Here is a 20805-nt window from a genome sequence, read left to right as displayed (position 1 = left end):
TCGTTTTATTTCTCAAAATAGCTTATTTTTTCCTTGCTTTTTTTTTAAAGGTTAGCTATAATAAATAAATGTGAACAAAAAACCCGATTCGGGGGCGTGGCGGAATGGTAGACGCTACGGACTTAAAATCCGTTGATCTTAATCGATCGTGAGAGTTCAAGTCTCTCCGCCCCCATACACTTAAATACTTTATTTTTCGACGTTTTTAATTTTTAGTTCTATCTCTAAATAAAAAACCTGACGCATAACTGACTCAAATTTATCAACATATTTTTTACTTTTAACTCTTTGTAACTCTGTTTAATTATTTTTAATCCTTTAAAGATTAAAAGCAAAGTATGATTGTAAAAATAATCATTGATTATAGTTCTTAACTCATTTGCATAGGATCAACCCTTAAAGGTTTGGAAGTGAGTTAAGGTTAGTTTTTTGATGCTTGAATTATCATTGTGCAAAATACCCCTTGGATACCCCTTAGTGTTGCGGAGATCAATAGATGTCCGCGCCACTTAACGGTACTTAGACAAAACGATGTAAAAAATAAAAATGCTCGGTTTTTTGATTATTTTAACTTATTTTGTCAATGTAGTTTGTCTAAACCTTTGATTGATTTTAATAGCCTTCTGATTTTTTCAGCAGACCCTAATTAGATACTGGAACGATAATATTGCCACTCAATAAAAGAAACATAAAGATGTCAAGTTGGCAAGGTTATGATTCAAGTCACAGATTGAAACGTTCAGAATATAAGGGATGTAGAGAGTGGGCGGAGCGAGACTCGAACTCAAGTTAATTTATATTAACGTTTATTTTTCAATGGTTATCATCAATTTAAAATTAACTCTAACTTATTCAATATAAAGGTTTTGAGTTATTTGTTGAAAAATTGTTGAAAAATATGGGAAAAGATTATCAAGGTTATAACGATATACTTGAATACTTTAAATATATTAAGTCTCAAATGCCTAAAGGTATATCACTGTTTAAACGTGGTAATAAGTTATATTTTTTGTTTAAAACACAATACAAAAAAAAGAGCCGATCATGCCACTGGTGAAAATTTTACGACTTTAGGATTAAACCGTTCCTTAGAAAAAGCAATCTTAATCGATCGACAATTAAAGAATTATGAGTCAGAAATTGAATTTTGGTCTTGGTATGATGAAACTATCAAGGGAATCAATAAAAACGCTACAAATGACCTTATAACCGTTGCTAATGCCATAGATAAAATTGAATCATGGTTTTTTAGTCAAAACGATCGACGTGGCTTAAAACGTAGTAAAGAAACTGACTATAAAAGCTATAAACGAGCTTATGGATATTATTACAGCAAAATACTTAATCAAGATAAACAAGTATCTTACGATTTACTATATGAAATATTAATTACTATGAGTCAGATAGAGAAACACAAAAATATCAAGATTGTTTAAATGCGTTTCTTAAACTATGTGAAGTCAATCAATTAAAAATAATTTACAACAAATTGAGTAAATTAAAATTAAAAGGTAATACGAAGAAAAAAGTTTCATTTGATTATGAAGAACAGTCAATTAGTATTGAAGATTTTTTGACATTAAGAGATTCAGTATTATCTGTCAAAGATACTCACCCATTGAGGGAAAAAAATCGTAAATTTTGGTTATGGGTTTATTCAATTCAGTTAATTTATGGTTTAAGAATAGCAGAGGTAGCGGCTATCAAAAACTTAACGATAGACTATATTCCAGCAAATGATTCTCAAGAAAATAGTAAGGATAAAACTATATTTAAAGCATTAAGTAATCCTGATAATAAAGAGAATATAATTTATATTGGCAACTTTACCTTATGGCGGAAACATAGGGTTCGTGTCATGAGGGGCAGTGAGAAGCTCAAAGCTATACTTAGCAATAGTTTTAGTCTTTTTTCTTCCTTGACTGTTAAGAGTCTTTTTTCCTCTCAAATGATAAGTTTTACAAATATGTTAATAAATAACCATTTGACAAATATTAAATAGTATGCAGTTATAAATATTTTTGAAGATAGACCTTTTCCGACTATTGTGAGATTTGTTAGATCTGCAAATTGTGAAAATAATTAATGCTCAAGAAAAATTGGCAAACAGAAGAGCTAATCGAAAATTGGACACTTATTCCCCAAGAATTAAAATTACTAACTAATAAGATTGGTGGAAATAAAATAGGTTTCGCTATAATACTCAAATATTTTCAACTAAGGGCTCGTTTTCCTGATACTTCGGAACAAATACCTGATTTAATAATATCTTACATTGCTAATCAACTTAATATTCCTGTTAGCTCTTACTCAGACTATAATCCTCAAGGACGTAGTGCAAAAGTTTATCGAGCTGAAATTCGGACTCTATTTAACTTTAGAACAGCAACAACACAGGATAGTGAACAAATAAGCAATTGGCTGATAGCGGAAATTATTCCCAACGAACAAAAAATTGAGTCCATCAAAGAAATTGTTTATCAAAAGTTTCGTGAATTACAAATTGAACCACCTACCGTCAATAGAATAGAACGCTTAATTCGTCATGCTTTATCAGTATCGGAAAGTCAATGGTGTAATCAGGTAACATCAAAATTAACCACGATAATCAAAGAGCAAATTGATATTCTTCTCAAAACGGATGACAATAATGAAGATGAATCAACATCTTCTCCAAAACTAAAAACCTCCGACTTTGCCTTTATTAAAACAGATCCAGGTCCAGTGGGCTTAGATACCTTTCTCACAGAAATTGAAAAACTAAAACGAATTCGAGCCGTAGGATTATCCACAGATTTATTTCAAGGAATATCAGCCAAAATCATTCAAAAATACCGTCAAAGAGCCGCCACAGAATCTCCCTATGACTTACGACAACATTCTGAACCAATACGCTACACATTAATGAGTGCTTTTTGTCATCAACGTAGTCAAGAAATAACCGATAATCTCATTGAAATCCTAGTCTCTATTATCAAACGTATTGGAACTAGAGCCGAAAGACGTATTAATAAAGAACTGATTGAAGACTTTAAACTCGTAAATGGAAAAACTAATATCCTTTTTCGTATTGCCGAAGTAGCCCTAGCTAATCCTGAAGGAGTGATTCAAACCGTAGTTTATCCTGTTGTTAGTCAAGAAACCCTGAAAAACCTAGTCAAAGAATATAAATCCACCAATACAGCCTATCGCCAAAAAGTTCATACTGTGATGCGTAGTTCCTTTGCTACCCATTATCGTCGGATGATACCCCAACTATTAGAAGTGCTGGAATTTCGCTCTAATAATGACATTCACCGCCCCATAATTTTAGCCTTAGAACTGCTTAAAAAATACACTGATAGTAAAGCTAAATATTATGACTTGGAAGAAAAATACCCATTGAAGGGGTATTAAAAACAGGTTGGAAAGATATTATTATTGAAAAAACCGATGACGGCAAAGAAAGGATTAACCGCATTAATACGGGTATAAATAGCGAAAATTATCATGATTTACTTTATGTACGCCGTCGCTACATTCAAAAAGACCAACTTAGAAGTGCCATAGCCTCGGTGGTTAATGCTATTTTTGAGATTCGTAATCCTGAAATCTGGGGGGAAGGAACTACCACTTGTGCGAGTGATAGTAAACATTTTGGTTCATGGGAGCAAAACTTAATGAGTCAATATCATCTGCGTTATGGTGGACGTGGGGTAATGATTTATTGGCACGTTGAAAAGAAATCTACTTGCATTTATTCTCAGTTAAAAACTGTATCTTCATCGGAAGTGGCAGCAATGATTGAAGGGGTTTTACGTCATTGTACTGATATGGATGTCAAGAAAAACTATGTTGATAGTCATGGACAAAGTGAAGTAGCGTTTGCTTTTAGTCACTTACTAGGATTTCAGTTAATGCCTCGACTCAAAAGGATTAAGGTGCAAAGGCTATATCTTCCCGACTTGGGTCAAAGTAATAGCTATCCTCATTTACAGCCGATTCTGACTCGCCCAATTAATTGGGATTTAATTCGCCAACAATATGACCAGATGGTAAAATATGCTACAGCCTTAAGATTAGGTACAGCAGAGACTGAAGCTATTTTAAAACGATTTAATCGCTCAGCCTTGAAGCATCCTACTTATTTGGCGTTGTTGGAGTTGGGTAGGGCAGTGAAAACCATTTTCCTGAGTGAATATTTGAATTCAGAAGCTATCAGAAGGGAAATTAATGAAGGTTTGAATGTGGTGGAAAGATGGAATGGTGTTAATGATTTTATCTTCTACGGTAAAGGTGGTGAGTTTGCCTCTAATCGCCTAGAAAGTCAAGAGTTATCCGTATTGTCTTTACATTTATTACAAATTAGTTTAGTCTATGTTAATACTTTAATGATTCAACAGGTTTTAGCTCAATCTCATTGGCATTCAAGGCTTAATCAAGGGGATTTACGGGCAATTACCCCTTTGATTTTTAGTCATGTTAATCCCTATGGTACGTTTAAGTTAGATCTTAATGAACGTATAGAATTACTTTTTTAGTACTGAAGGGCAACTATAAAATTTATTGATAAGGAAAAAAGCCATATTAAGCGAGTGCAACGCATCTAAACCTTATTATCACTAATTTGTGTTAATCCATCCAGAAACCTTGAAAACGTTTTGGTGAAATTTCAGTATAGCGAACTGTATGCTGAATGTTTTTATGCCCTAAGTAAGCCTGAATTACTCTGGTATCATAACCTTGACTCGCTAAATAAAAACCACAGCTATGACGTAACATATGAGTTGGACTCTATTCAGGGACGAAAAATTAACTCCTCATACTACCTATTTTAAATGACTTCCCCATAAATAGGCGAAAATGGGCAAGTTTGATTCAAATAACTTATCAATCAAGCCTTAAAACTAATTTATTTGTACTATTTTTTTGAAGACTGCCCCTCATGACACGAACCCTATGTTTCCGCCTACAAGGGATAATCAACTATTTTTAACCAACACTGTTAATCAACAAATAGAACTTTTTAAGCCCATTTATGACTGGTTTAAATATTCCCTTGAACTCATCGCCCCAGACGATCGATTTCAACCATTTTTACAATTTATTGATGAAAATAACCCCTTATTTAATACCATGAATAAAATATTAATGGGTTTAGATACAGGAATTGTTAGATTAGGTAATGAAGAAATTAAAATAGAAAATATAGATATTTCAGAGTTTTTAAAAAGTAAACTAAAAACAGAAATAAAAGAAGGAGAAACCGTCAAAATCCAAAAAATAGGCACACAAGAACCGATAATTATTACCCGTAAAAAGGGAGAATTAATCGCTAAAAAATTAATTAGTTATCATCATCACTCCCAAGAAGAAGAAATCCCCTTTGAGATATATCAAGAATCCGATGGCACAAAAAGAATTATCGATTTAATTCCCGTCTTATTAGACTTAATAAATCCCCATAGTAACAAAGTATTTATTATTGACGAGATCGATCGATCTTTACACACCCTATTAACCAGAAAAATATTAGAAACCTACCTCAATAATTGTCACCCAGAAACTCGAAATCAATTAATATTTACAACCCATGATTTATTATTAATGGATCAGAGATTATTAAGGAGAGATGAAATGTGGATAACAGAAAGACAATTTGACGGCAATACTATCTTAATTGGTTTAAGTGAATATGATGATATTCGTTATGATAAAGACATCAGAAAAAGTTATTTACAAGGAAGAATGGGAGGCATACCGAGAATAAATCCAACCATTGAGGAGAAAATGTTATCATCATGGTAAAATAATGTTACTCTCATCAAGAATACCGATAATTTTTGACATCTCAATTTATGCACGTTATCAGTTATCGAAAAATTAGGGAATTTGCCCAAAAAAACAGAACAATTCACACAGCATTAGATAGCTGGTATAAAATAGCCAGTAAAGCCCATTGGCAAAACTTAATAGATGTTCAATCTATTTTTCCTTCTGCCGAAGCAGTCGGTAACTTTACAGTATTTAATATTAAAGGAAATCAATATCGACTAATTGTTAGCATTGATTATCAGCACCAATTAATTTATATAAAATATATTCTCACTCATACCGACTATGATAAAAACAAGTGGAAAAATGACCCTTACTTTTAACCTAGATAAATATAAAGAAATTTTAACTAAATATTCGCCTAAAATTATTAAAACGGAAACAGAAAATGAACAGGTATTAGAAATAATTGAGGAGTTAATGCACAAAAAAAATTTAACTCCCGAAGAAGAAGAATTATATCAATTATTAATTGTTCTAGTAGAAAAATTTGAAAGGGAATATTATTTATGTGGTAATAGTACAAATCCCCATTCATTATTATTATTTTTAATGGAACAAAAAGATATTAAACAAGAGGATTTAGTCGATATTCTAGGTTCAAAAAAAGTAGTTTCTGACATTGTCAATAGTAAAATAAATATTAGTAAAGATCAAGCCAAAGCCTTAGCAGATTTTTTCCGAGTTGATGCAGAATTATTTATTTAATCCAGTTTTTTTATTTTAAACTTTATATAATTAGAGTTAAAAACTATGTCACATTTTACCCGTTTAAAAACGAAAATAGTTGAAAAAGAATACCTTAAACAAGCCTTAACAGACTTAGGCTATAAATATCAAGAAGGCAACGTGCAAGTTAACGGTTATAGGGGAAATCGTACCAACGCCGAATTAAAAATTTTCACCAGTAATCCCAATTATGATATTGGCTTTCAGAAACAGGAAGACAACTACGAAATCGTTGCCGACTGGTGGGGAATCAGGGATATACCACAAGCCCAATTTGTGCAAACCCTTAACCAAAAATACGCCTATCATGCCACTAAAAGTAAACTAGAGGAGCAAGGATTTTCATTAGTTAGTGAGGAAGTAGAAGAAGGAAATAAAATTCATTTAGTGTTAAGAAGAATGGCTTAAAATTGTGATTATTTAATTATTAATTAACAATAAAAGAGGTAAATTATGGACTTACAAGAAATAGATATTTTTATCGATGACAATGGAGAAGTAAAATTAGAAATCAGGGGAGTAAAAGGGCAAAAATGTCTGGACTTAACCCAAGATTTAGAAGCAATTTTAGGCGGTGAAATCCTTAGCCGAGAGATGACACCCGAAGCTGGGGAAATGGTACAAGAAATAAAAAATCAGGAATTTAATTGGAGTTAATATCTCGATTTTATTTATGTTTTTCCCACCGTAAAACAGGCATCTTGCCTGTGTCTTTAAGAGATACTTTAGTTATCTTCCGAAAAGGTATCAGTTTCTAAATAATAATCATATAATTCATCATTTAATTTCACATTAAATTTATTTTGTAAATAATCAAATTGCTCTTTATTTTCTATTAAGTAACAATCATACATAGGATTATTACTATCAACTTTAAACAGTTTTTGTAGTTCTTCAAGATTAAGATTATTTAAGGGTTTTTCTCCTACTAAATCTTCTCCGTTTTTATCAAACGATCGAAAAAATCTTTTAATCATTATAATGACTTTAAATATCTAAACAGAAAGGACTAAATCAGGATGTAATAACATTAATTGTTCAGTTTTTAGAGTTTCCATTGCATAGGTTTCACCATTATTATTACTAAATTCTACCTCAAAAGCTGTACCATCATATTCCATTACTACTGTACCAATTTGCCCCTTATATAATTTAATTTTTTCTCCCGTTTCATAATGGGTTGTGGTAATATCTTCTAACAAAGCAACTAAGTCTAAATCTTTTATTTTCTTCATAATATCTCGGAGATTCCTCGCTACTCTCGGAATGACAATCTCTTTAAATTTTACTAAATATGAAAATAGAAATAATATATCAGGAATTATCATCTAAAAATTTGGCAATTTCATCACCTTTTAAGGTTATAATTTTACCATCTTGATAAATACTAATTGCTTCATCTAATTTTCGATGTTTATTAATAGCTTCTTTAACAGCTAATTTGACACCTCGATCGATTGTTTGAAACAAAGGATTTAAGTCTCTTTTACTCATTATAATCACCTTTAATTTTAGACCATAAATAAGAATTATCAACAGTTAATTCATTCTCAAAATAAGTTGCAACTAACTCGATATTTTCCTGAGAATTATTATAAATTAACCAATTATCGCATAAGGGTAAATATAACTTAAATAAATTAGTTAAACCTCTTTGATAACGGCGAATAATGACATCTTCAGGGATATTATGCCCACCACTTTCAACCCTTCTTTTCACCCGATTAATTGCCAATTCTGGACACTGTAACCAAAAATAAAGTAAATTAACGGTATAACCCATTTGCCGACATTTTCTCAAAAACCTAGCATAGTGACGAGATGATAAAGTAGTCTCGAAGGCAAAATCTTTTCTTTGACTCGTTAGTAAATCCAATCTCTCTAACATTATTTTACCCGCTTGAATCGCCACTGATTCAGGATTAAAAGGAGAAATACCCTTTGCTATTTCATCAGCGTTAACAAATTCCATTATCTGCAAAAACTGTGGTAAAATTGTCATCGCACAGGTAGTTTTACCTGAACCGTTTGCCCCACTGATAACATAAATATCGGGCATTTATCCTCACCCATAAATCCAACTTTATCCCATTATAAGCCTATGAGTTTTCCACAAGAATTAGACACCTATCTTCGAGCGAGATTTACCTTGATGATTCTTGTTACTCAGGAAGAAGAAAGAGGGATACAAACCATTAAACAAGTATGTAATCAAAATCAACGCCCCTGTATTAGTTGGGATGTTGCCGATGGATTTATTTCCCTCACCAATGACAAAGCCTCCCTTCCCACTGCCAAAGATGCCTTAACCGCCCTCGAACAAATTGAAAAAGCTAGTACAGACGCTCTATTTATTCTCAAAGATTTTCATGATTGTTGGAAAAATGACACCATTAAACGCAAGTTGCGCAGTGTCGCCCAACGATTAAAGATGACGAAAAAATCGATGTTGGTGACATCTCCCCTCAATAGCATTCCACCAGAATTAAAGGATGAAGCGGTAATGGTAGAGTTTCCTTTACCTAAAGAAAGGGAATTAGAAGGAGTTTTAAATACTTTGGCAAAAACTCCGGGGGTGAAAGTGAATCTTACTCCGTTAGGAAAGGAAAAACTCATTCAAGCCTCCCTTGGTTTAACCACCGCCCAAGCGCAACGGGTATTTGCGAAGGCGATCGTATCTAATGGTAGATTAGATGATAGGGATATAAATATAGTTACTGAGGAGAAAAAGCAGATTATTCGAGAATCCCAAGCCTTAGAATTTTATGCTGTGCATGAAACTCCCAATGACGTGGGAGGATTAGAAATTCTCAAACAATGGCTAAGACTGAGAGAAAGGGCATTTAGTCAAGAGGCAAAGGATTATGGATTACCTGCACCGAAAGGCATTGCTTTAATTGGTATCCCCGGCACGGGTAAAAGTTTAACAGCGAAGATGATAGGAGGGTTATGGCGTTTACCTTTACTTAAATTAGATATTGGAGCATTGTTTGGCTCATTGGTAGGACAATCCGAAGAACGGACTCGCCAAGCCTTACAGTTAGCGGAAACCGTTGCCCCTTGCGTGTTGTGGATAGATGAAATGGAGAAGGCTTTTGCTTCTGGAGGATTAGACGGCGGTACAAGTACGAGGGTTTTTGGTACGATTTTAACGTGGATGCAGGAAAAAACCGCGCCTTGTTTTGTGGTAGCCACTGCTAATAATATCAGTCAGTTACCGCCAGAATTGTTGAGAAAAGGGCGTTTTGATGAGATATTTTTCCTTGATTTACCCACCAAAGCGGAAAGGGAAGAAATTTTAGCGGTACATTTGAAGAAGCGAAATCGGTTTCCTGAAGATTTTGATATTAAAACCTTGAGTGGTATTTGTGAGGGTTATGTAGGGGCAGAAATTGAACAGGCGATAATCGATGCCATGTATTTGGGATTTAACCAAAACCGAGAGTTTAATAATCAGGATGTGACAAAAGCGCTGAAAAATCAAGTACCGTTATCAGTATCCCAGAAAGAGACGATCGAACTCTTAAGAAATTGGTTAAAAGAAGGTAGGGCGCAATCAGCATCTTTCGAGGAAGTCAGACAAGCGGAGTTAGAATTTGTGCCTTTGCAATTAGATATTAGATAACTGTTATGTATTTGTTATAAAATTTAGAATAAATGTTAAGAAAGGTTAACATTATTAATATATAACTATCATGAAACGTGCGTCATAAAACTATCCTGTATCCTTACCAATAAACTTAAATGCAAACTAGCTTAATTAGGGTTTGCGCTTGGGAATCAGAAAGCTATTAAAATCAACAGTTTAGGCATAATACATTAACCAAAAAGTGTGCAGTTTTAAGGATTTTTATTAAAAAATTCAACACTTTTAATCTTATTTTTTAAAATACAACTATACTCATTCTATCTATTAACAGCATCAAAACCTTGATGTTTCAGTATTTCTCCTATCTCCTGTCTCCTAACTCCTATCTCCCTAATCGATAAATACTTTTTCAACAAACCCTAATTAGTAACTATTTATCAAGAAATCCTTGAATAACCGCCGATTATTAATTAAATGTATTGATTGTTACAAAAATTGGTCAAGTAAGAGTGTTAGAAAATAACAGAAAAATTGTATAAGTTATATAAAAGTAAATAAAATCAGAGGAGTCATTACATTGAAAAAGATAGAAGCAATTATCCGTCCTTTTAAACTAGATGAAGTCAAAATCGCCTTAGTTAACGCTGGGATTGTGGGTATGACTGTATCAGAAGTGCGTGGTTTTGGTCGTCAGAAAGGACAAACAGAACGCTATCGTGGTTCTGAATATACCGTAGAGTTTTTACAAAAGCTCAAAGTAGAAATTGTCGTAGAAGATAGTCAAGTCGATATGGTAGTAGATAAAGTTGTTCAAGCCGCCCGTACTGGGGAAATTGGTGATGGCAAAATCTTTATTTCTCCTGTGGAAGAAACCATCCGTATTAGAACTGGTGAGAAAAATTTAGAAGCTATCTAGTTTTCAAAAGGTGTTAGGTTTTAGGTGTTAGGTTTTAGGAATTAATCTATAATGACGAAAAAAAAGAAATCGATCGAAATATTAAATATTCTCAAGCAACTTTATCCCAACGCTACCTGTAGTTTAAACTATGAAACGCCCTTACAATTGTTAGTCGCCACCATTTTATCTGCTCAATGTACCGATGAAAGGGTAAATAAAGTCACTCCAGCACTGTTTAAGCGTTTTCCTACCGCCGAAAGTTTTGCTCAGGGCGATCGAACCGAAATCGAAACCTTAATCCATTCCACGGGATTTTATCGCAACAAAGCCAAAAATATTCATTTAGCCTGTCAAAAAATCGTCACAGAATTTAACGGAAATGTACCCCAAACCATGAAAGAATTATTAACCCTAGCAGGAGTCGCACGAAAAACGGCTAATGTGGTGTTAGCCCACGCTTTTGGCATCATTGAAGGGGTAACGGTGGATACCCACGTTAAAAGGCTCAGTAACCGCCTAGGATTAACCACAAAATCGAACCCCATACATATCGAACAAGACTTGATGAAATTGTTACCTCAACCCGAATGGGAAAATTTTTCGATCGCGCTTATATATCACGGTAGAGCGGTTTGTAACGCCAGAAAGCCCCATTGTGAAGAATGTGCCTTAAATCATCTATGTAAATATTATCAAAAATCAACGAAGTCTTAAAGGAGATTGCTTCGTTACCTCGCAATGACAGAAAAAAAGTTGAGCAATTACACAATAAAAATAGTTTTTATAGATTTTATAATTTCTATTGACAAGTTTAATTTTTTTCGTTATATTATTATATGTGCTTTAAACAATCCTTGCGGGTGTAGTTTAGTGGTAAAACCTTAGCCTTCCAAGCTAATGATGGGGGTTCGATTCCCCCCACCCGCTTAAATCAAATTTTTATATAATAGACTTCTTCAGAAAAGATTTTTAATTTGTTTGTAGTAAGGGTTTTAACCCTTATTCTGTTAAATATTGGACAAGTCTAATATTTATTTGCCTGATAAATCAGAAAGCTATAAAAAGAAAGGGTTGAACATTGTTCAACCCCTACATTGTTTTTTGAAAACCTAAACCTAGTTAACTTTAGGCTGCTGGTGCTACTTCTACAGCATAAACACTAACTTTTTTACGACTAGCGGTTTTATGTTCAAAAGTCACAATACCTTCGATTAAAGCGAAAAGAGTATCATCTTTACCGATACCAACATTATTACCGGGATAGATTTTAGTGCCACGTTGACGAACTAAAATATTACCAGCTTTAACTAATTCACCGCCGTAACGTTTTACGCCTAAGCGCTTAGAATTAGAATCTCTCCCGTTTCTAGTACTACCCGTACCTTTCTTATGTGCCATTAATTTTTACTCCTAGTAAATTTATTCTTTATATTTATAAGATATTATGCTTAATCTTATGCCTCAACGGCAACTTCTGTTTCTACAGTTTCCATCGATTCCTGTGCTAACACATTATCCCCTAAACTAATAGAGTTAATCAATAAGCGACTTAATTCTTGTCTGTGTCCTCTTTTTTTACGGGTTTTCTTTTTGGGTTGCATTTTATATACAATCACTTTTTTCCCCCGACGATGTCCGATAATTGTACCGCCAACGCTACCACTTTCAATGTAAGGTTGCCCTACATGAATTTCGTCTTCATGATGAATTAATAACACTTTGTCAATGGTTAATTCACCGTCTAATTCTACATCAATGCGATCGAGATCATAAAATCTACCGGCTTCAACTTTTAGTTGTTTGCCACAGATTTCGATTACTGCGTAAGTCATACTAATTTCCTTTTTATATACTGCCGTACAGGTAGCAGTGATTTTCTTTTCCTGCTTCTTTTACCTGATCCGAACATGATTTAACACACAATCGTTCATTATATCTCGATCGAGTTACCCCTGTCAACCTCAGTGAACCATCAATTTCTTGGTGAAGTATTGGGGGATTGGGGGATTGGGAAAAAATGATTGTGAGTTTAGTCTTAATTTTTTTATAAATAAATGCAAATGCTTAAACTTCTGATTCAATTTGATTAATGGGGATAAAATTTTCCCAAGGTAATAAAATCGGTTTTTTGGTAAATAATAATTGTCCTCTATGGGTAGTTCTATCGATAGCTACTCCAATAGGAGGTTTAACTAATTTCACATGAAAATAACAATAGGTTAGGTAAATATCTCTAGCTGATTTAAGTATATTTGGATCTAACAAATCTGGAACTCCTTTTGTACCCTTTTTAGTAGCACCATTTTTGACACTAAAATTCATGTTTCCTCCTCTCATATTTCTGATTTTACTCTTATTGACTAACCATTATAAGTAACTCAGGAAAATTGGAGAGAAGATATTTAAAATACAAAAAATAGTCCTAGATAAATAGCAGAAACAACTAATTGTATTCCCATCATCGGCAATCCGTATTTCAAGAAAGTATGAAAAGAAATTTCTTTACCGTGTTGTTCTGCAATACCTGCGGCGACAATATTAGAAGATGCCCCCACTAAAGTACCATTTCCCCCCAAGGTTGCACCAAACATCATAGCGTAAAATAGGGGTAAAACTTCAGGAGGAAATTGTCCTGCGAAATTAGGATCAAGTACTTCAGTACCAACTAACCCCACATTAACTAAATATTCTTTTAATAAGGGTACCATTGCCACCACTAAAGGAATATTAGGCACAACACTAGATAATAGTCCTACTACAAAAATTAGCACGATCGAGCCTAAAAAAATATTTGTACCTAAAACAAGTGCCAATAATCCCGATAAACTGCTGACAACTCCTGTTTTTTCTAAGCCTCCAATTAAAACAAAAATAGACATGAAAAAAATCAGAGTACTCCAATCTACATCTTTGAGGATATTGTGAACCGTATCAATTTTACTATGATGAGCTAACAATAAAGCCAATGCCGCCCCTAATAAAGCTACCGCCGCAGGAGAAATCGGAGTTGACAAAGAATCCCCGATGACGAAAAATATCAACACAAAAGCCATAATTAATGCCCCTAATGCTAACATTCTAGGATGATTAACCTTGGGGTGAGGTAAATCTTCAAGGTGCGTAAATTTTGTTTTCCAAACATCCCGAAATAGAAAAGGAGTCGCAATAGCAACGCTAATTACCGCTATAACTCCACCGATACTTAATCTTTGTATATAGTCAATAAAACTCATGTTAATCGCATCTCCCACAATAAAAGTAGCGGGATCACCGACCAAAGTAATCAACCCTGAACTATTTGCCACAAAAACCATTAATATCAGCAATGGCACAAAATTAACCCCAATTTCTTCCGCTAGGGGCGGAATTAAGGGAGCTAATAACATTACCGTTGTAGCGTTTGGTAGAACTGCACAAATAGGAGTAGTAATGCCAATTATACCTAATAATAGTACTTTACCTCTACCTTTAGCAATTAAGACCATTTGAGTCGCTAAATACTCAAATATTTTTGTAGGTTCAAATGCTCTCACTAATACCATCACGCCAAAAAACAAAACTAAAGTAGCGTGACTTCTGCTAATATAGGCGATGGCTTCTGTTAAAGTTAAAGTATGGGTAAAAACTAGAATTAATGCACCCAATAAAGCGGCGATCGTCAAATGTAATTTTTCGGACATAATTAATCCGATAACGACAATAAAAACAGAGGCGGCGATGATGCTAGATAAATCAGTCATAGTGATAAGTGGTGATAAATAAAAATGAATAATTTAGTTATTGAAAAATAGAAGGTAATATTTCTGGGGTTTTCCAAATTGCGTAGCCTAAAAACGCAAAAAATAAAGTAGCAAAAATAGTTAAAACATAAGCGATACAAATTAATAAACCATCAGCTTCTAAAGTAGCGATAGCTAAAAGTAAGATAATTCCTGCGGGTAAAGGGTTAGTAAAAGGAATCGGTAACATCAACAAAAAAGCTAACCAAGCGATACAAAATCCATTGATTTTCCAAAAAAATTTATTCTCTGAAACACTTAACCAACGGGGGGAAATCATTTTTTCTAATCTACGGCTAATCCTTTTAAAATTACTTAGAATTTGACGGGTAAAATTTCGGGGAAATTGAAAATGTGCTATTTTTGAAGGTAGCCAAGGAGATGTCCTTCCTAAAGCCATTTGTAAACCTAAAAATAAACATCCACTGCCTAAAATAGTAGAAACACCGGGGGGAATTAAAGGAAATAAAAAAGGTAATGCTAAAATACTAAGTACTAAACTAAATCCTCTTTCTGAGGTTTCACTCACAATTTCAGATAGACTTAAAGGTTTGTCTAATAAACGTTTCAGTAAAACTTCTAAATCTTGAGAAAATCTTAAATTCATTTAATATTGGTTATTTGTTTAATAATTGACTACTAAAAACTAGCCTTTAAATACAAATAATTAAAAGCTAAAATAATTTTAAATACCTAAAAATTTAACTATTTTTAGACAAGCTAAACAATAGAAATAAATGAGTAATTTTTATGAAAAATAATGGTTAGAAATAAATCATTAAATAAATAAACCTCAAATTCAAAAAGGATGATCAATGAAGAGTTTGGTCAATAGGAATACCTAAATGAATTTGTAACATTGAAAATGTTAATTCTTTAGTCTCCTCTCAATGCCTACGAGGTTAGCTGACGGGCTAGAACTGAGAGATGTTCTTTTCTAGTAAAATCTTAGAAATAAGCCCCTAAATTGGTTCCCCCGCTTCCATTTTATTGGAACTAGGCTGACTGACTCTGGGTAAAATTAATTATAACGCAACGATCGAAATTTTGGTGTATCGATTAACACCAAAGAAAAACCTCAAAATGAATCAAAGCAATAAATTAATATTTTAATCTCTACTGACGATCGATCGAGATTGAGCAATACGATAACTGAGGAAGATAACAGGAATAATACCTACTAACATGATAGCTAAAGCAGGTGCTGATGCTTCAATGAGTCGCTCATCGGAAGCGTATTGATATACCCTCACCGCTAAAGTATCAAAGTTGAAAGGACGCATCACTAAGGTGGCAGGTAATTCTTTCATCACATCCACAAAAACCAACATTAAAGCGGTTAAAAGTCCGCCCCCAAGGAGGGGTAAATGAATTTTAAAGAGAGTAGAAAATGCTCCATAACCAAGGCTACGAGAAGCATCGTCAAGGTTAGGTTTAATTTTTCCTAGGCTAGATTCGATGGTATTGAAAGATACCGCTAAAAATCTCACAAGGTAGGCATAAACTAAGGCAATGATCGTGCCACTGAGTAACAACCCTGTGGAGATGTTAAAATTATTGAACATCCATTCATCGAGACTATTATCGAAGATACCTAGAGGAATCATGATGCCAACGGCAATAACTGAACCGGGTATGGCGTAACCCATAGAGGAAATACGCACAGAAATATTAAGAATGGTATGGGGTATTAACCTTTGCCCATAAGCCATGAATAAACCGATAATAATAGCGATGATGGCACTAATTATCGCTAGGAGAAGGCTATTTTGGGTTAAAGTCCAAAAACTATCATTAAGAGTTTCTTCTCGATTACGAATCGTTAAATCTAAGAGGTAGATAGTAGGGATAATAAAACCTAGCAAAACGGGAATCGAGCAACTAGCAAAAGCCAGAATACTGCGCCACCAATTCAACTCAAAACGGGGTATTTGCTGATTGACGCTATTAGTTTGATAGTAACGGGCATTAGCTCTCGATCGACGCTCTAAAAAGATTAAAATAAGTACAAATACCATCAAAAAAGAAGCCAACTGCGCGGCGGCGACTCTTTCACCCATGCCAAACCATGTGCGATAAATACCTGTGGTAAAAGTACTCACCCCAAAATATTGTACTGTACCAAAATCATTCAAAGTTTCCATCAAAGCCAAGGCTAAACCTGCCACAATGGAAGGACGAGCTAAGGGTAACGCTACTTTAAGAAAACTCTGCCAAGGATTATAACCGAGCGATCGACTTGCTTCTACAGTACAGGTGGACTGTTCTAAAAAGGCAACCCTAGCTAAAAGATAAACATAGGGATATAACACTAATACCAACAGTACGATCGCCCCTCCGATATTGCGAATAGAGGGAAACCAATAGTCATCAATACTTTCCCATCCAAAAAAACTTCTTAACCATATTTGCACAGGTCCAAAATACTCTAACATACTGGTATAACTATAAGCCAGAATATAAGCAGGAGCGGCTAGAGGCATTAAAAGTAACCATTCAAAGGTACTCGCTCCCACAAACTCACACATGGTGACTAACCATGCACAACTAACCCCAATAATCAGGACACCAATACTAACTCCCATCATTAAAATCAGAGAGTTAACAATATAATCCTTGAGTACAGTATCTCGTAAATGTTGCCAAATTTCCTGATGATCAGCAAAAATACTACTAGCAACGGTGAGAATTGGTAAAGAAATTAAGAATGCGATCGATCCCAAGGATAGATACCAAAGATAATTCGGTAGTTGATTTAACCAAGATTGTGAAACAGAGGATGTTTTCATAGAAAATTATCAAACAAGTTTGTAGTGATGGCTTTAGCCATTCGGCATCTTCAAAAATTGGGAAAAAAAGGGTTAAAACCCTTACTACGAACATTAATATTGCTTTATGAATTAGAATTTTTCGCCAATGCCAAAATGAACACGACTATCCCCTTCATCATTGATAGCATAATCAATACGAATCGGACCAACGGGAGACTGTACCCTTACCCCTAAACCATAACCAAAACCATCACCGCTTAAACCTCTTACTTCTGCAGGTTTACCGATGACTGCACCCTGAGAACCAACATTTGTACCATAGTCAAAGAATACCGTACCACCTAAGAAAGAAACGATGGGAAAACGATATTCTGCCGTAGCTTGAAAGTACGATCGACCGTTCCCTAAATCTCCTTCTCCGTAGCCTCGAACGGAGTTACTACCACCGAGAACAAAGGCTTCATAGGGGGGTAAATCTCCTAAAACCGTTCCTGCTTGAAAGTTAAAAGCGAAGGCTTGAGGACCTTCCATAAAATCAAAATTGAGCAATTTCACTGGTAAATAATAACTATAATTGGCACGGATACGATTGTATAAAATAGAAGTAAGAGGTACAGTTTGTTCCATACCTAAGAGCAATAAACTACCACTGGTAGGGTTTAAACTATTATTTCTAGTATCTTGCGCAGCGTTTAATCTTACCGTAATCAAATCATCAACACCACTGTTATTAAAGGCTAATTTTTGATTCCCAAAGGCTTCACCTGAACGGGGAGATCGATCGCCGTCAGCATCTTGTACTTCGATGTTTTGATATTGAATCCCTGTACTAATTACCCATTGTGCGGGGGTAAAAACATCTTCACTCAAAGGGCGAGAAAAAGAAATACCAGCACCTGTGCGCACAACCCTAGGACTATCGTTATTAACCTCTGTACGGATAGTTTCTGTATCTGTACCATCATATACCAACGAGATCGATCGACGACGGAAAAGGTTCGCACTATAAGAAGTACGATAAGGATCACCTGCAATCCAAGGGTCTTGAAAATTCAAGTCAAATAATAACTCTCTCTCTCCTAACTGAAATTCTGTACCAAGGGTTTGATTGTTACCGCCAAAATTTCGTTCTTGATAGCTCACCGTTCCAAATAAACCACTGGAGGAACTTATACCCGCACCTGCTCCTAAAGAACCACTTTTGCCTTCTACTATGTCAACATTCATGACAACTTCAGAAGGGTCTTCTCCGGGGCTAAAGGAGAGTTTTACATCTTCAAAAATGCCTAAGCCAAATACCCTTTGTAAGTCTTGTTGAGCGGTACGGCGGTTAAAAACATCCCCCGGTTTTAGTTTCATTTCTCTGGTGACAATGAAATCTCTAGTTTTGCCGTTGACTTCTTCTTCTTCTTCGTTAAAGAATCTTACTTGAATATTCTCTAGTTGTCCTTCTGCAATTATGAGGGTAACGACTCCATCAGGGCTAATTTGAGGCGCTCCGACTACTTGTGCTAAGTCATAACCATTATCAGTGTACCATTTGTTTAACTCGGCGATGCCTTCTTGTAAGTCTCTTAAATTCAAGATTCTTCCATACTGATCTTCAAAGGCTTTGTCTATGACTTCTTTGGGTAGTAAGGAACTTTGTCCATCACTTTTAGCAGGAAGAGTATCAATCTCTAGGCGATTTAACACTGGGTTTGGTTGCAATTCAAAAGTAATTTTTACACCATATTGAGTATCTTCGGGGGTAACTCTGACGTTACTAAAATAACCTGTAGCGTAAATAGCGTTAATGTCTTCTTGTAATCTCGATCGAGTGGTGGTACGTCCCGGATTTGTTCTAATAGTGTTATAAACTAAGTCTTTTAATTCCCCATCTACTCCAGCAATATCGACTTCGGAAACTAATACTCTAGCTTCTTCTGAGGTGGGTTGAGGAGTTGTTTGAGGGGAAGTTGGAGTTACTTGAGGGGTTGTTTGAGGGGGAGTTGGAGTTACTTGAGGGGTTGTTTGAGGGGGATTTGTTTCTGTTTGAGCAATTAAATTTTTAGTTGTATCTGCCCCTGACACATCGGGAAATAAGACGGGAATAGGAGTAGAAGAATATAGGGGATTCGGTTGGGGTGACAAAGCAATGGCTTCGGGTGCTGATTCTTCCGCAGGGGAAACAGGTATGGGAATGGAGGCGGTAAGAGTTTCCGATTCTGTCATAGCTTTCATGGGATTAGTTAACCCTAAACTCGATAATAAGGTCAAAATTAGGGTTTTTCGCCAAAATAACTGACTATCAGGGTTTGAACCAAGGTCCTTTCCTGTTAATCTCTTAAAAGGTAACTTAACAGAGCATTTACCCTGATTATCGGTTAAATAACTAGATTTTTTGTTGTTGTTTTTCACTGCCACACACCAAATTTAATTGCAATATTGTTTTTAAATATACTAACTATTTTTCAGTTTTTCAATTTGAGTTAACACTCTTTTTTGTACTTGCTGATATGCTGATTCTACTTTACCTAAATCTCGACGAAAACGATCTTTATCCAAGACTCTTTTTTCTATATCTTGTTCCAAACAATCCCATAAACGACAAGTATCAGGGCTAATTTCATCCGCTAAAATGATATTTCCTTCCTTGTCTAAACCAAATTCTAATTTAAAATCCACCAAAGTTATATCACAACTAGCAAAAAATTCCCTGAGATATTGATTAATTTTCAGGGCATTTTCTTTCAATTCCGATATTTGTTCTGGGGTGGCTATATTTAACAGTGTAAGTCGATCGATTGTCAAGAGGGGATCGCCCAAGTCGTCATTTTTCAAGTAAAATTCCACTAAAGGGAAAGGTAATGTTTGCCCTTCAGGTAAACCCGTTTGTTTACATAAACTTCCAGCCGTTATATTTCTCACTACCACTTCTAAGGGGATAATTTCCACCGCCTTGACTAACATTTCCCTTTCTGACTTTTGAGTCAAAAAATGGGTTTCAATGCCTTTTTTGCCCAATAATTCCAGTAATGCTGATGATATTGTACAGTTAATACTTCCTTTACCTTCGATCGTGCCTTTTTTCTGGGCATTAAAAGCCGTAGCGTCATCTTTAAAATAGGTTAAGTATTCTCGATCGTTCGCCGTTGTATATACTATTTTGGCTTTACCCTCGTATAGTTTTGTCTGTGTGGACATAATCACCGTTTATAAATAAAAAATCTCAAGCCCGAATAT

Annotated in this window: 23 protein-coding genes, 2 tRNA genes, 2 pseudogenes and 1 riboswitch; of the genes and pseudogenes, 14 read left to right on the top strand and 13 right to left on the bottom strand. The window is 34.8% G+C overall.

Annotated features, from left to right (window positions below):
• Positions 1-90 precede the first annotated feature (90 nt).
• The 5 genes and pseudogenes from SYN6308_RS11290 to SYN6308_RS25995 form a co-directional block, all read left to right on the top strand.
• Positions 91-175: transfer RNA gene (locus SYN6308_RS11290), tRNA-Leu, on the top strand.
• Positions 176-989: 814 nt separating this feature from the next.
• Positions 990-1436: a hypothetical protein gene (locus SYN6308_RS23400; protein ID WP_017294548.1), complete on the top strand. Its 447-nt coding sequence runs from the start codon at positions 990-992 to the stop codon at positions 1434-1436.
• A 53-nt stretch (positions 1437-1489) separates the two neighbouring features.
• Positions 1490-2002: a hypothetical protein gene (locus SYN6308_RS23395; protein WP_017294547.1), complete on the top strand. Its 513-nt coding sequence runs from the start codon at positions 1490-1492 to the stop codon at positions 2000-2002.
• An 83-nt stretch (positions 2003-2085) separates the two neighbouring features.
• Positions 2086-2538, top strand: a pseudogene (locus SYN6308_RS26000) (DUF4158 domain-containing protein); the annotation flags it as partial.
• 555 nt (positions 2539-3093) lie between these two features.
• A pseudogene (locus tag SYN6308_RS25995) lies at positions 3094-4520 on the top strand (transposase); the annotation flags it as partial.
• 91 nt (positions 4521-4611) lie between these two features.
• On the opposite strand, the gene SYN6308_RS23920 reads toward SYN6308_RS25995, so the two are convergent.
• Positions 4612-4761, bottom strand: a complete 150-nt coding sequence (locus tag SYN6308_RS23920) for a tyrosine-type recombinase/integrase (RefSeq protein ID WP_083879508.1) — start codon at positions 4759-4761, stop codon at positions 4612-4614.
• 177 nt (positions 4762-4938) lie between these two features.
• On the opposite strand from SYN6308_RS23920, the gene SYN6308_RS11270 reads away from it, so the two are divergent.
• Genes SYN6308_RS11270 through SYN6308_RS11250 form a run of 5 tightly spaced genes read left to right on the top strand, consistent with a single transcriptional unit; the run spans position 4939 to position 7200 of the window.
• Positions 4939-5787 (top strand): AAA family ATPase, encoded by an 849-nt coding sequence (locus tag SYN6308_RS11270; protein ID WP_017294546.1) that lies wholly within the window; start codon positions 4939-4941, stop codon positions 5785-5787.
• A 50-nt stretch (positions 5788-5837) separates the two neighbouring features.
• Complete coding sequence (locus tag SYN6308_RS11265; protein ID WP_017294545.1) at positions 5838-6137, top strand: type II toxin-antitoxin system HigB family toxin; 300 nt, start codon at positions 5838-5840, stop codon at positions 6135-6137.
• Positions 6121-6522, top strand: a complete 402-nt coding sequence (locus tag SYN6308_RS11260) for a helix-turn-helix domain-containing protein (protein WP_017294544.1) — start codon at positions 6121-6123, stop codon at positions 6520-6522. Before SYN6308_RS11265 ends, SYN6308_RS11260 begins: the two co-directional genes overlap by 17 nt.
• 45 nt (positions 6523-6567) lie before the next feature.
• A complete protein-coding gene (locus SYN6308_RS11255; RefSeq protein ID WP_017294543.1) occupies positions 6568-6951 on the top strand; it encodes a DUF1257 domain-containing protein in 384 nt (127 codons plus the stop codon).
• A gap of 45 nt (positions 6952-6996) precedes the next feature.
• The gene (locus SYN6308_RS11250) at positions 6997-7200 is read left to right on the top strand and encodes a DUF2997 domain-containing protein (RefSeq protein WP_017294542.1); all 204 of its coding nucleotides are present in this window, start codon (positions 6997-6999) and stop codon (positions 7198-7200) included.
• 68 nt (positions 7201-7268) lie between these two features.
• Here SYN6308_RS11250 and SYN6308_RS11245 read toward each other — a convergent pair whose 3' ends face one another.
• From SYN6308_RS11245 to SYN6308_RS11230, 4 genes are all read right to left on the bottom strand, one after another.
• A complete protein-coding gene (locus SYN6308_RS11245) occupies positions 7269-7520 on the bottom strand; it encodes a DUF7683 domain-containing protein (RefSeq protein WP_017294541.1) in 252 nt (83 codons plus the stop codon).
• Between the two features lie 18 nt (positions 7521-7538).
• Entirely contained in the window at positions 7539-7778 is a 240-nt protein-coding gene (locus SYN6308_RS11240; protein WP_026102032.1) for a DUF4926 domain-containing protein, read from the bottom strand.
• A 79-nt stretch (positions 7779-7857) separates the two neighbouring features.
• A complete protein-coding gene (locus SYN6308_RS11235) occupies positions 7858-8037 on the bottom strand; it encodes a hypothetical protein (RefSeq protein WP_017294539.1) in 180 nt (59 codons plus the stop codon).
• A complete protein-coding gene (locus SYN6308_RS11230; protein WP_017294538.1) occupies positions 8030-8602 on the bottom strand; it encodes a zeta toxin family protein in 573 nt (190 codons plus the stop codon). Before SYN6308_RS11230 ends, SYN6308_RS11235 begins: the two co-directional genes overlap by 8 nt.
• A gap of 42 nt (positions 8603-8644) precedes the next feature.
• On the opposite strand from SYN6308_RS11230, the gene SYN6308_RS11225 reads away from it, so the two are divergent.
• The 4 genes from SYN6308_RS11225 (at position 8645) to SYN6308_RS11210 (ending at position 11957) form a co-directional block, all read left to right on the top strand.
• Complete coding sequence (locus SYN6308_RS11225) at positions 8645-10168, top strand: AAA family ATPase (RefSeq protein ID WP_017294537.1); 1524 nt, start codon at positions 8645-8647, stop codon at positions 10166-10168.
• A 541-nt stretch (positions 10169-10709) separates the two neighbouring features.
• Complete coding sequence (locus SYN6308_RS11220) at positions 10710-11048, top strand: P-II family nitrogen regulator (RefSeq protein ID WP_017294536.1); 339 nt, start codon at positions 10710-10712, stop codon at positions 11046-11048.
• Positions 11049-11099: 51 nt separating this feature from the next.
• On the top strand, positions 11100-11744 hold the full coding sequence (nth, locus tag SYN6308_RS11215) for an endonuclease III (RefSeq protein ID WP_017294535.1): 645 nt from the start codon (positions 11100-11102) through the stop codon (positions 11742-11744).
• Positions 11745-11886: 142 nt separating this feature from the next.
• Positions 11887-11957, top strand: a tRNA-Gly gene (locus SYN6308_RS11210).
• A 198-nt stretch (positions 11958-12155) separates the two neighbouring features.
• Here SYN6308_RS11210 and rpmA read toward each other — a convergent pair.
• The 8 genes from rpmA to purC all read right to left on the bottom strand — a co-directional run bounded on the left by rpmA (position 12156) and on the right by purC (position 20766).
• Positions 12156-12428, bottom strand: coding sequence for a 50S ribosomal protein L27 (gene rpmA / locus SYN6308_RS11205; protein WP_017294534.1), 273 nt, complete (start codon positions 12426-12428; stop codon positions 12156-12158).
• Positions 12429-12484: 56 nt separating this feature from the next.
• Positions 12485-12862, bottom strand: a complete 378-nt coding sequence (rplU, locus tag SYN6308_RS11200; RefSeq protein WP_017294533.1) for a 50S ribosomal protein L21 — start codon at positions 12860-12862, stop codon at positions 12485-12487.
• A gap of 232 nt (positions 12863-13094) precedes the next feature.
• On the bottom strand, positions 13095-13352 hold the full coding sequence (locus SYN6308_RS11195) for a hypothetical protein (RefSeq protein WP_052312636.1): 258 nt from the start codon (positions 13350-13352) through the stop codon (positions 13095-13097).
• 80 nt (positions 13353-13432) lie between these two features.
• The gene (locus SYN6308_RS11190; RefSeq protein ID WP_017294531.1) at positions 13433-14770 is read right to left on the bottom strand and encodes an ArsB/NhaD family transporter; all 1338 of its coding nucleotides are present in this window, start codon (positions 14768-14770) and stop codon (positions 13433-13435) included.
• A 37-nt stretch (positions 14771-14807) separates the two neighbouring features.
• Entirely contained in the window at positions 14808-15416 is a 609-nt protein-coding gene (locus tag SYN6308_RS11185; protein WP_017294530.1) for an exopolysaccharide biosynthesis protein, read from the bottom strand.
• Between the two features lie 269 nt (positions 15417-15685).
• Positions 15686-15822: riboswitch (cyclic di-AMP (ydaO/yuaA leader) on the bottom strand.
• A gap of 96 nt (positions 15823-15918) precedes the next feature.
• Positions 15919-17598, bottom strand: a complete 1680-nt coding sequence (locus tag SYN6308_RS11180) for an ABC transporter permease (RefSeq protein ID WP_017294529.1) — start codon at positions 17596-17598, stop codon at positions 15919-15921.
• Between the two features lie 111 nt (positions 17599-17709).
• A complete protein-coding gene (locus tag SYN6308_RS11175; RefSeq protein WP_017294528.1) occupies positions 17710-19986 on the bottom strand; it encodes a BamA/TamA family outer membrane protein in 2277 nt (758 codons plus the stop codon).
• A gap of 36 nt (positions 19987-20022) precedes the next feature.
• Positions 20023-20766, bottom strand: coding sequence for a phosphoribosylaminoimidazolesuccinocarboxamide synthase (gene purC, locus SYN6308_RS11170; protein ID WP_017294527.1), 744 nt, complete (start codon positions 20764-20766; stop codon positions 20023-20025).
• Positions 20767-20805 lie beyond the last annotated feature (39 nt).

The sequence above is a fragment of the Geminocystis herdmanii PCC 6308 genome, from assembly GCF_000332235.1.
GTDB lineage: Bacteria > Cyanobacteriota > Cyanobacteriia > Cyanobacteriales > Cyanobacteriaceae > Geminocystis > Geminocystis herdmanii.
The sequence above is the reverse complement of the archived record's forward strand: the minus strand, read 5'-3'. Positions and strand labels throughout refer to the sequence as shown.

Excerpts from the sequence above, each read along its gene's own strand:
- SYN6308_RS23920 (WP_083879508.1), bottom strand. The coding sequence starts at position 4,761 with ATGTTACGTCATAGCTGTGGTTTTTATTTAGCGAGTCAAGGTTATGAT.
- SYN6308_RS11270 (WP_017294546.1), top strand. The coding sequence starts at position 4,939 with ATGTTTCCGCCTACAAGGGATAATCAACTATTTTTAACCAACACTGTT.
- SYN6308_RS11265 (WP_017294545.1), top strand. The coding sequence starts at position 5,838 with ATGCACGTTATCAGTTATCGAAAAATTAGGGAATTTGCCCAAAAAAAC.
- SYN6308_RS11260 (WP_017294544.1), top strand. The coding sequence starts at position 6,121 with ATGACCCTTACTTTTAACCTAGATAAATATAAAGAAATTTTAACTAAA.
- SYN6308_RS11255 (WP_017294543.1), top strand. The coding sequence starts at position 6,568 with ATGTCACATTTTACCCGTTTAAAAACGAAAATAGTTGAAAAAGAATAC.
- SYN6308_RS11250 (WP_017294542.1), top strand. The coding sequence starts at position 6,997 with ATGGACTTACAAGAAATAGATATTTTTATCGATGACAATGGAGAAGTA.
- SYN6308_RS11245 (WP_017294541.1), bottom strand. The coding sequence starts at position 7,520 with ATGATTAAAAGATTTTTTCGATCGTTTGATAAAAACGGAGAAGATTTA.
- SYN6308_RS11240 (WP_026102032.1), bottom strand. The coding sequence starts at position 7,778 with ATGAAGAAAATAAAAGATTTAGACTTAGTTGCTTTGTTAGAAGATATT.
- SYN6308_RS11235 (WP_017294539.1), bottom strand. The coding sequence starts at position 8,037 with ATGAGTAAAAGAGACTTAAATCCTTTGTTTCAAACAATCGATCGAGGT.
- SYN6308_RS11230 (WP_017294538.1), bottom strand. The coding sequence starts at position 8,602 with ATGCCCGATATTTATGTTATCAGTGGGGCAAACGGTTCAGGTAAAACT.
- SYN6308_RS11225 (WP_017294537.1), top strand. The coding sequence starts at position 8,645 with ATGAGTTTTCCACAAGAATTAGACACCTATCTTCGAGCGAGATTTACC.
- nth (WP_017294535.1), top strand. The coding sequence starts at position 11,100 with ATGACGAAAAAAAAGAAATCGATCGAAATATTAAATATTCTCAAGCAA.
- rpmA (WP_017294534.1), bottom strand. The coding sequence starts at position 12,428 with ATGGCACATAAGAAAGGTACGGGTAGTACTAGAAACGGGAGAGATTCT.
- rplU (WP_017294533.1), bottom strand. The coding sequence starts at position 12,862 with ATGACTTACGCAGTAATCGAAATCTGTGGCAAACAACTAAAAGTTGAA.
- SYN6308_RS11195 (WP_052312636.1), bottom strand. The coding sequence starts at position 13,352 with ATGAATTTTAGTGTCAAAAATGGTGCTACTAAAAAGGGTACAAAAGGA.
- SYN6308_RS11190 (WP_017294531.1), bottom strand. The coding sequence starts at position 14,770 with ATGACTGATTTATCTAGCATCATCGCCGCCTCTGTTTTTATTGTCGTT.
- SYN6308_RS11185 (WP_017294530.1), bottom strand. The coding sequence starts at position 15,416 with ATGAATTTAAGATTTTCTCAAGATTTAGAAGTTTTACTGAAACGTTTA.
- SYN6308_RS11180 (WP_017294529.1), bottom strand. The coding sequence starts at position 17,598 with ATGAAAACATCCTCTGTTTCACAATCTTGGTTAAATCAACTACCGAAT.
- purC (WP_017294527.1), bottom strand. The coding sequence starts at position 20,766 with ATGTCCACACAGACAAAACTATACGAGGGTAAAGCCAAAATAGTATAT.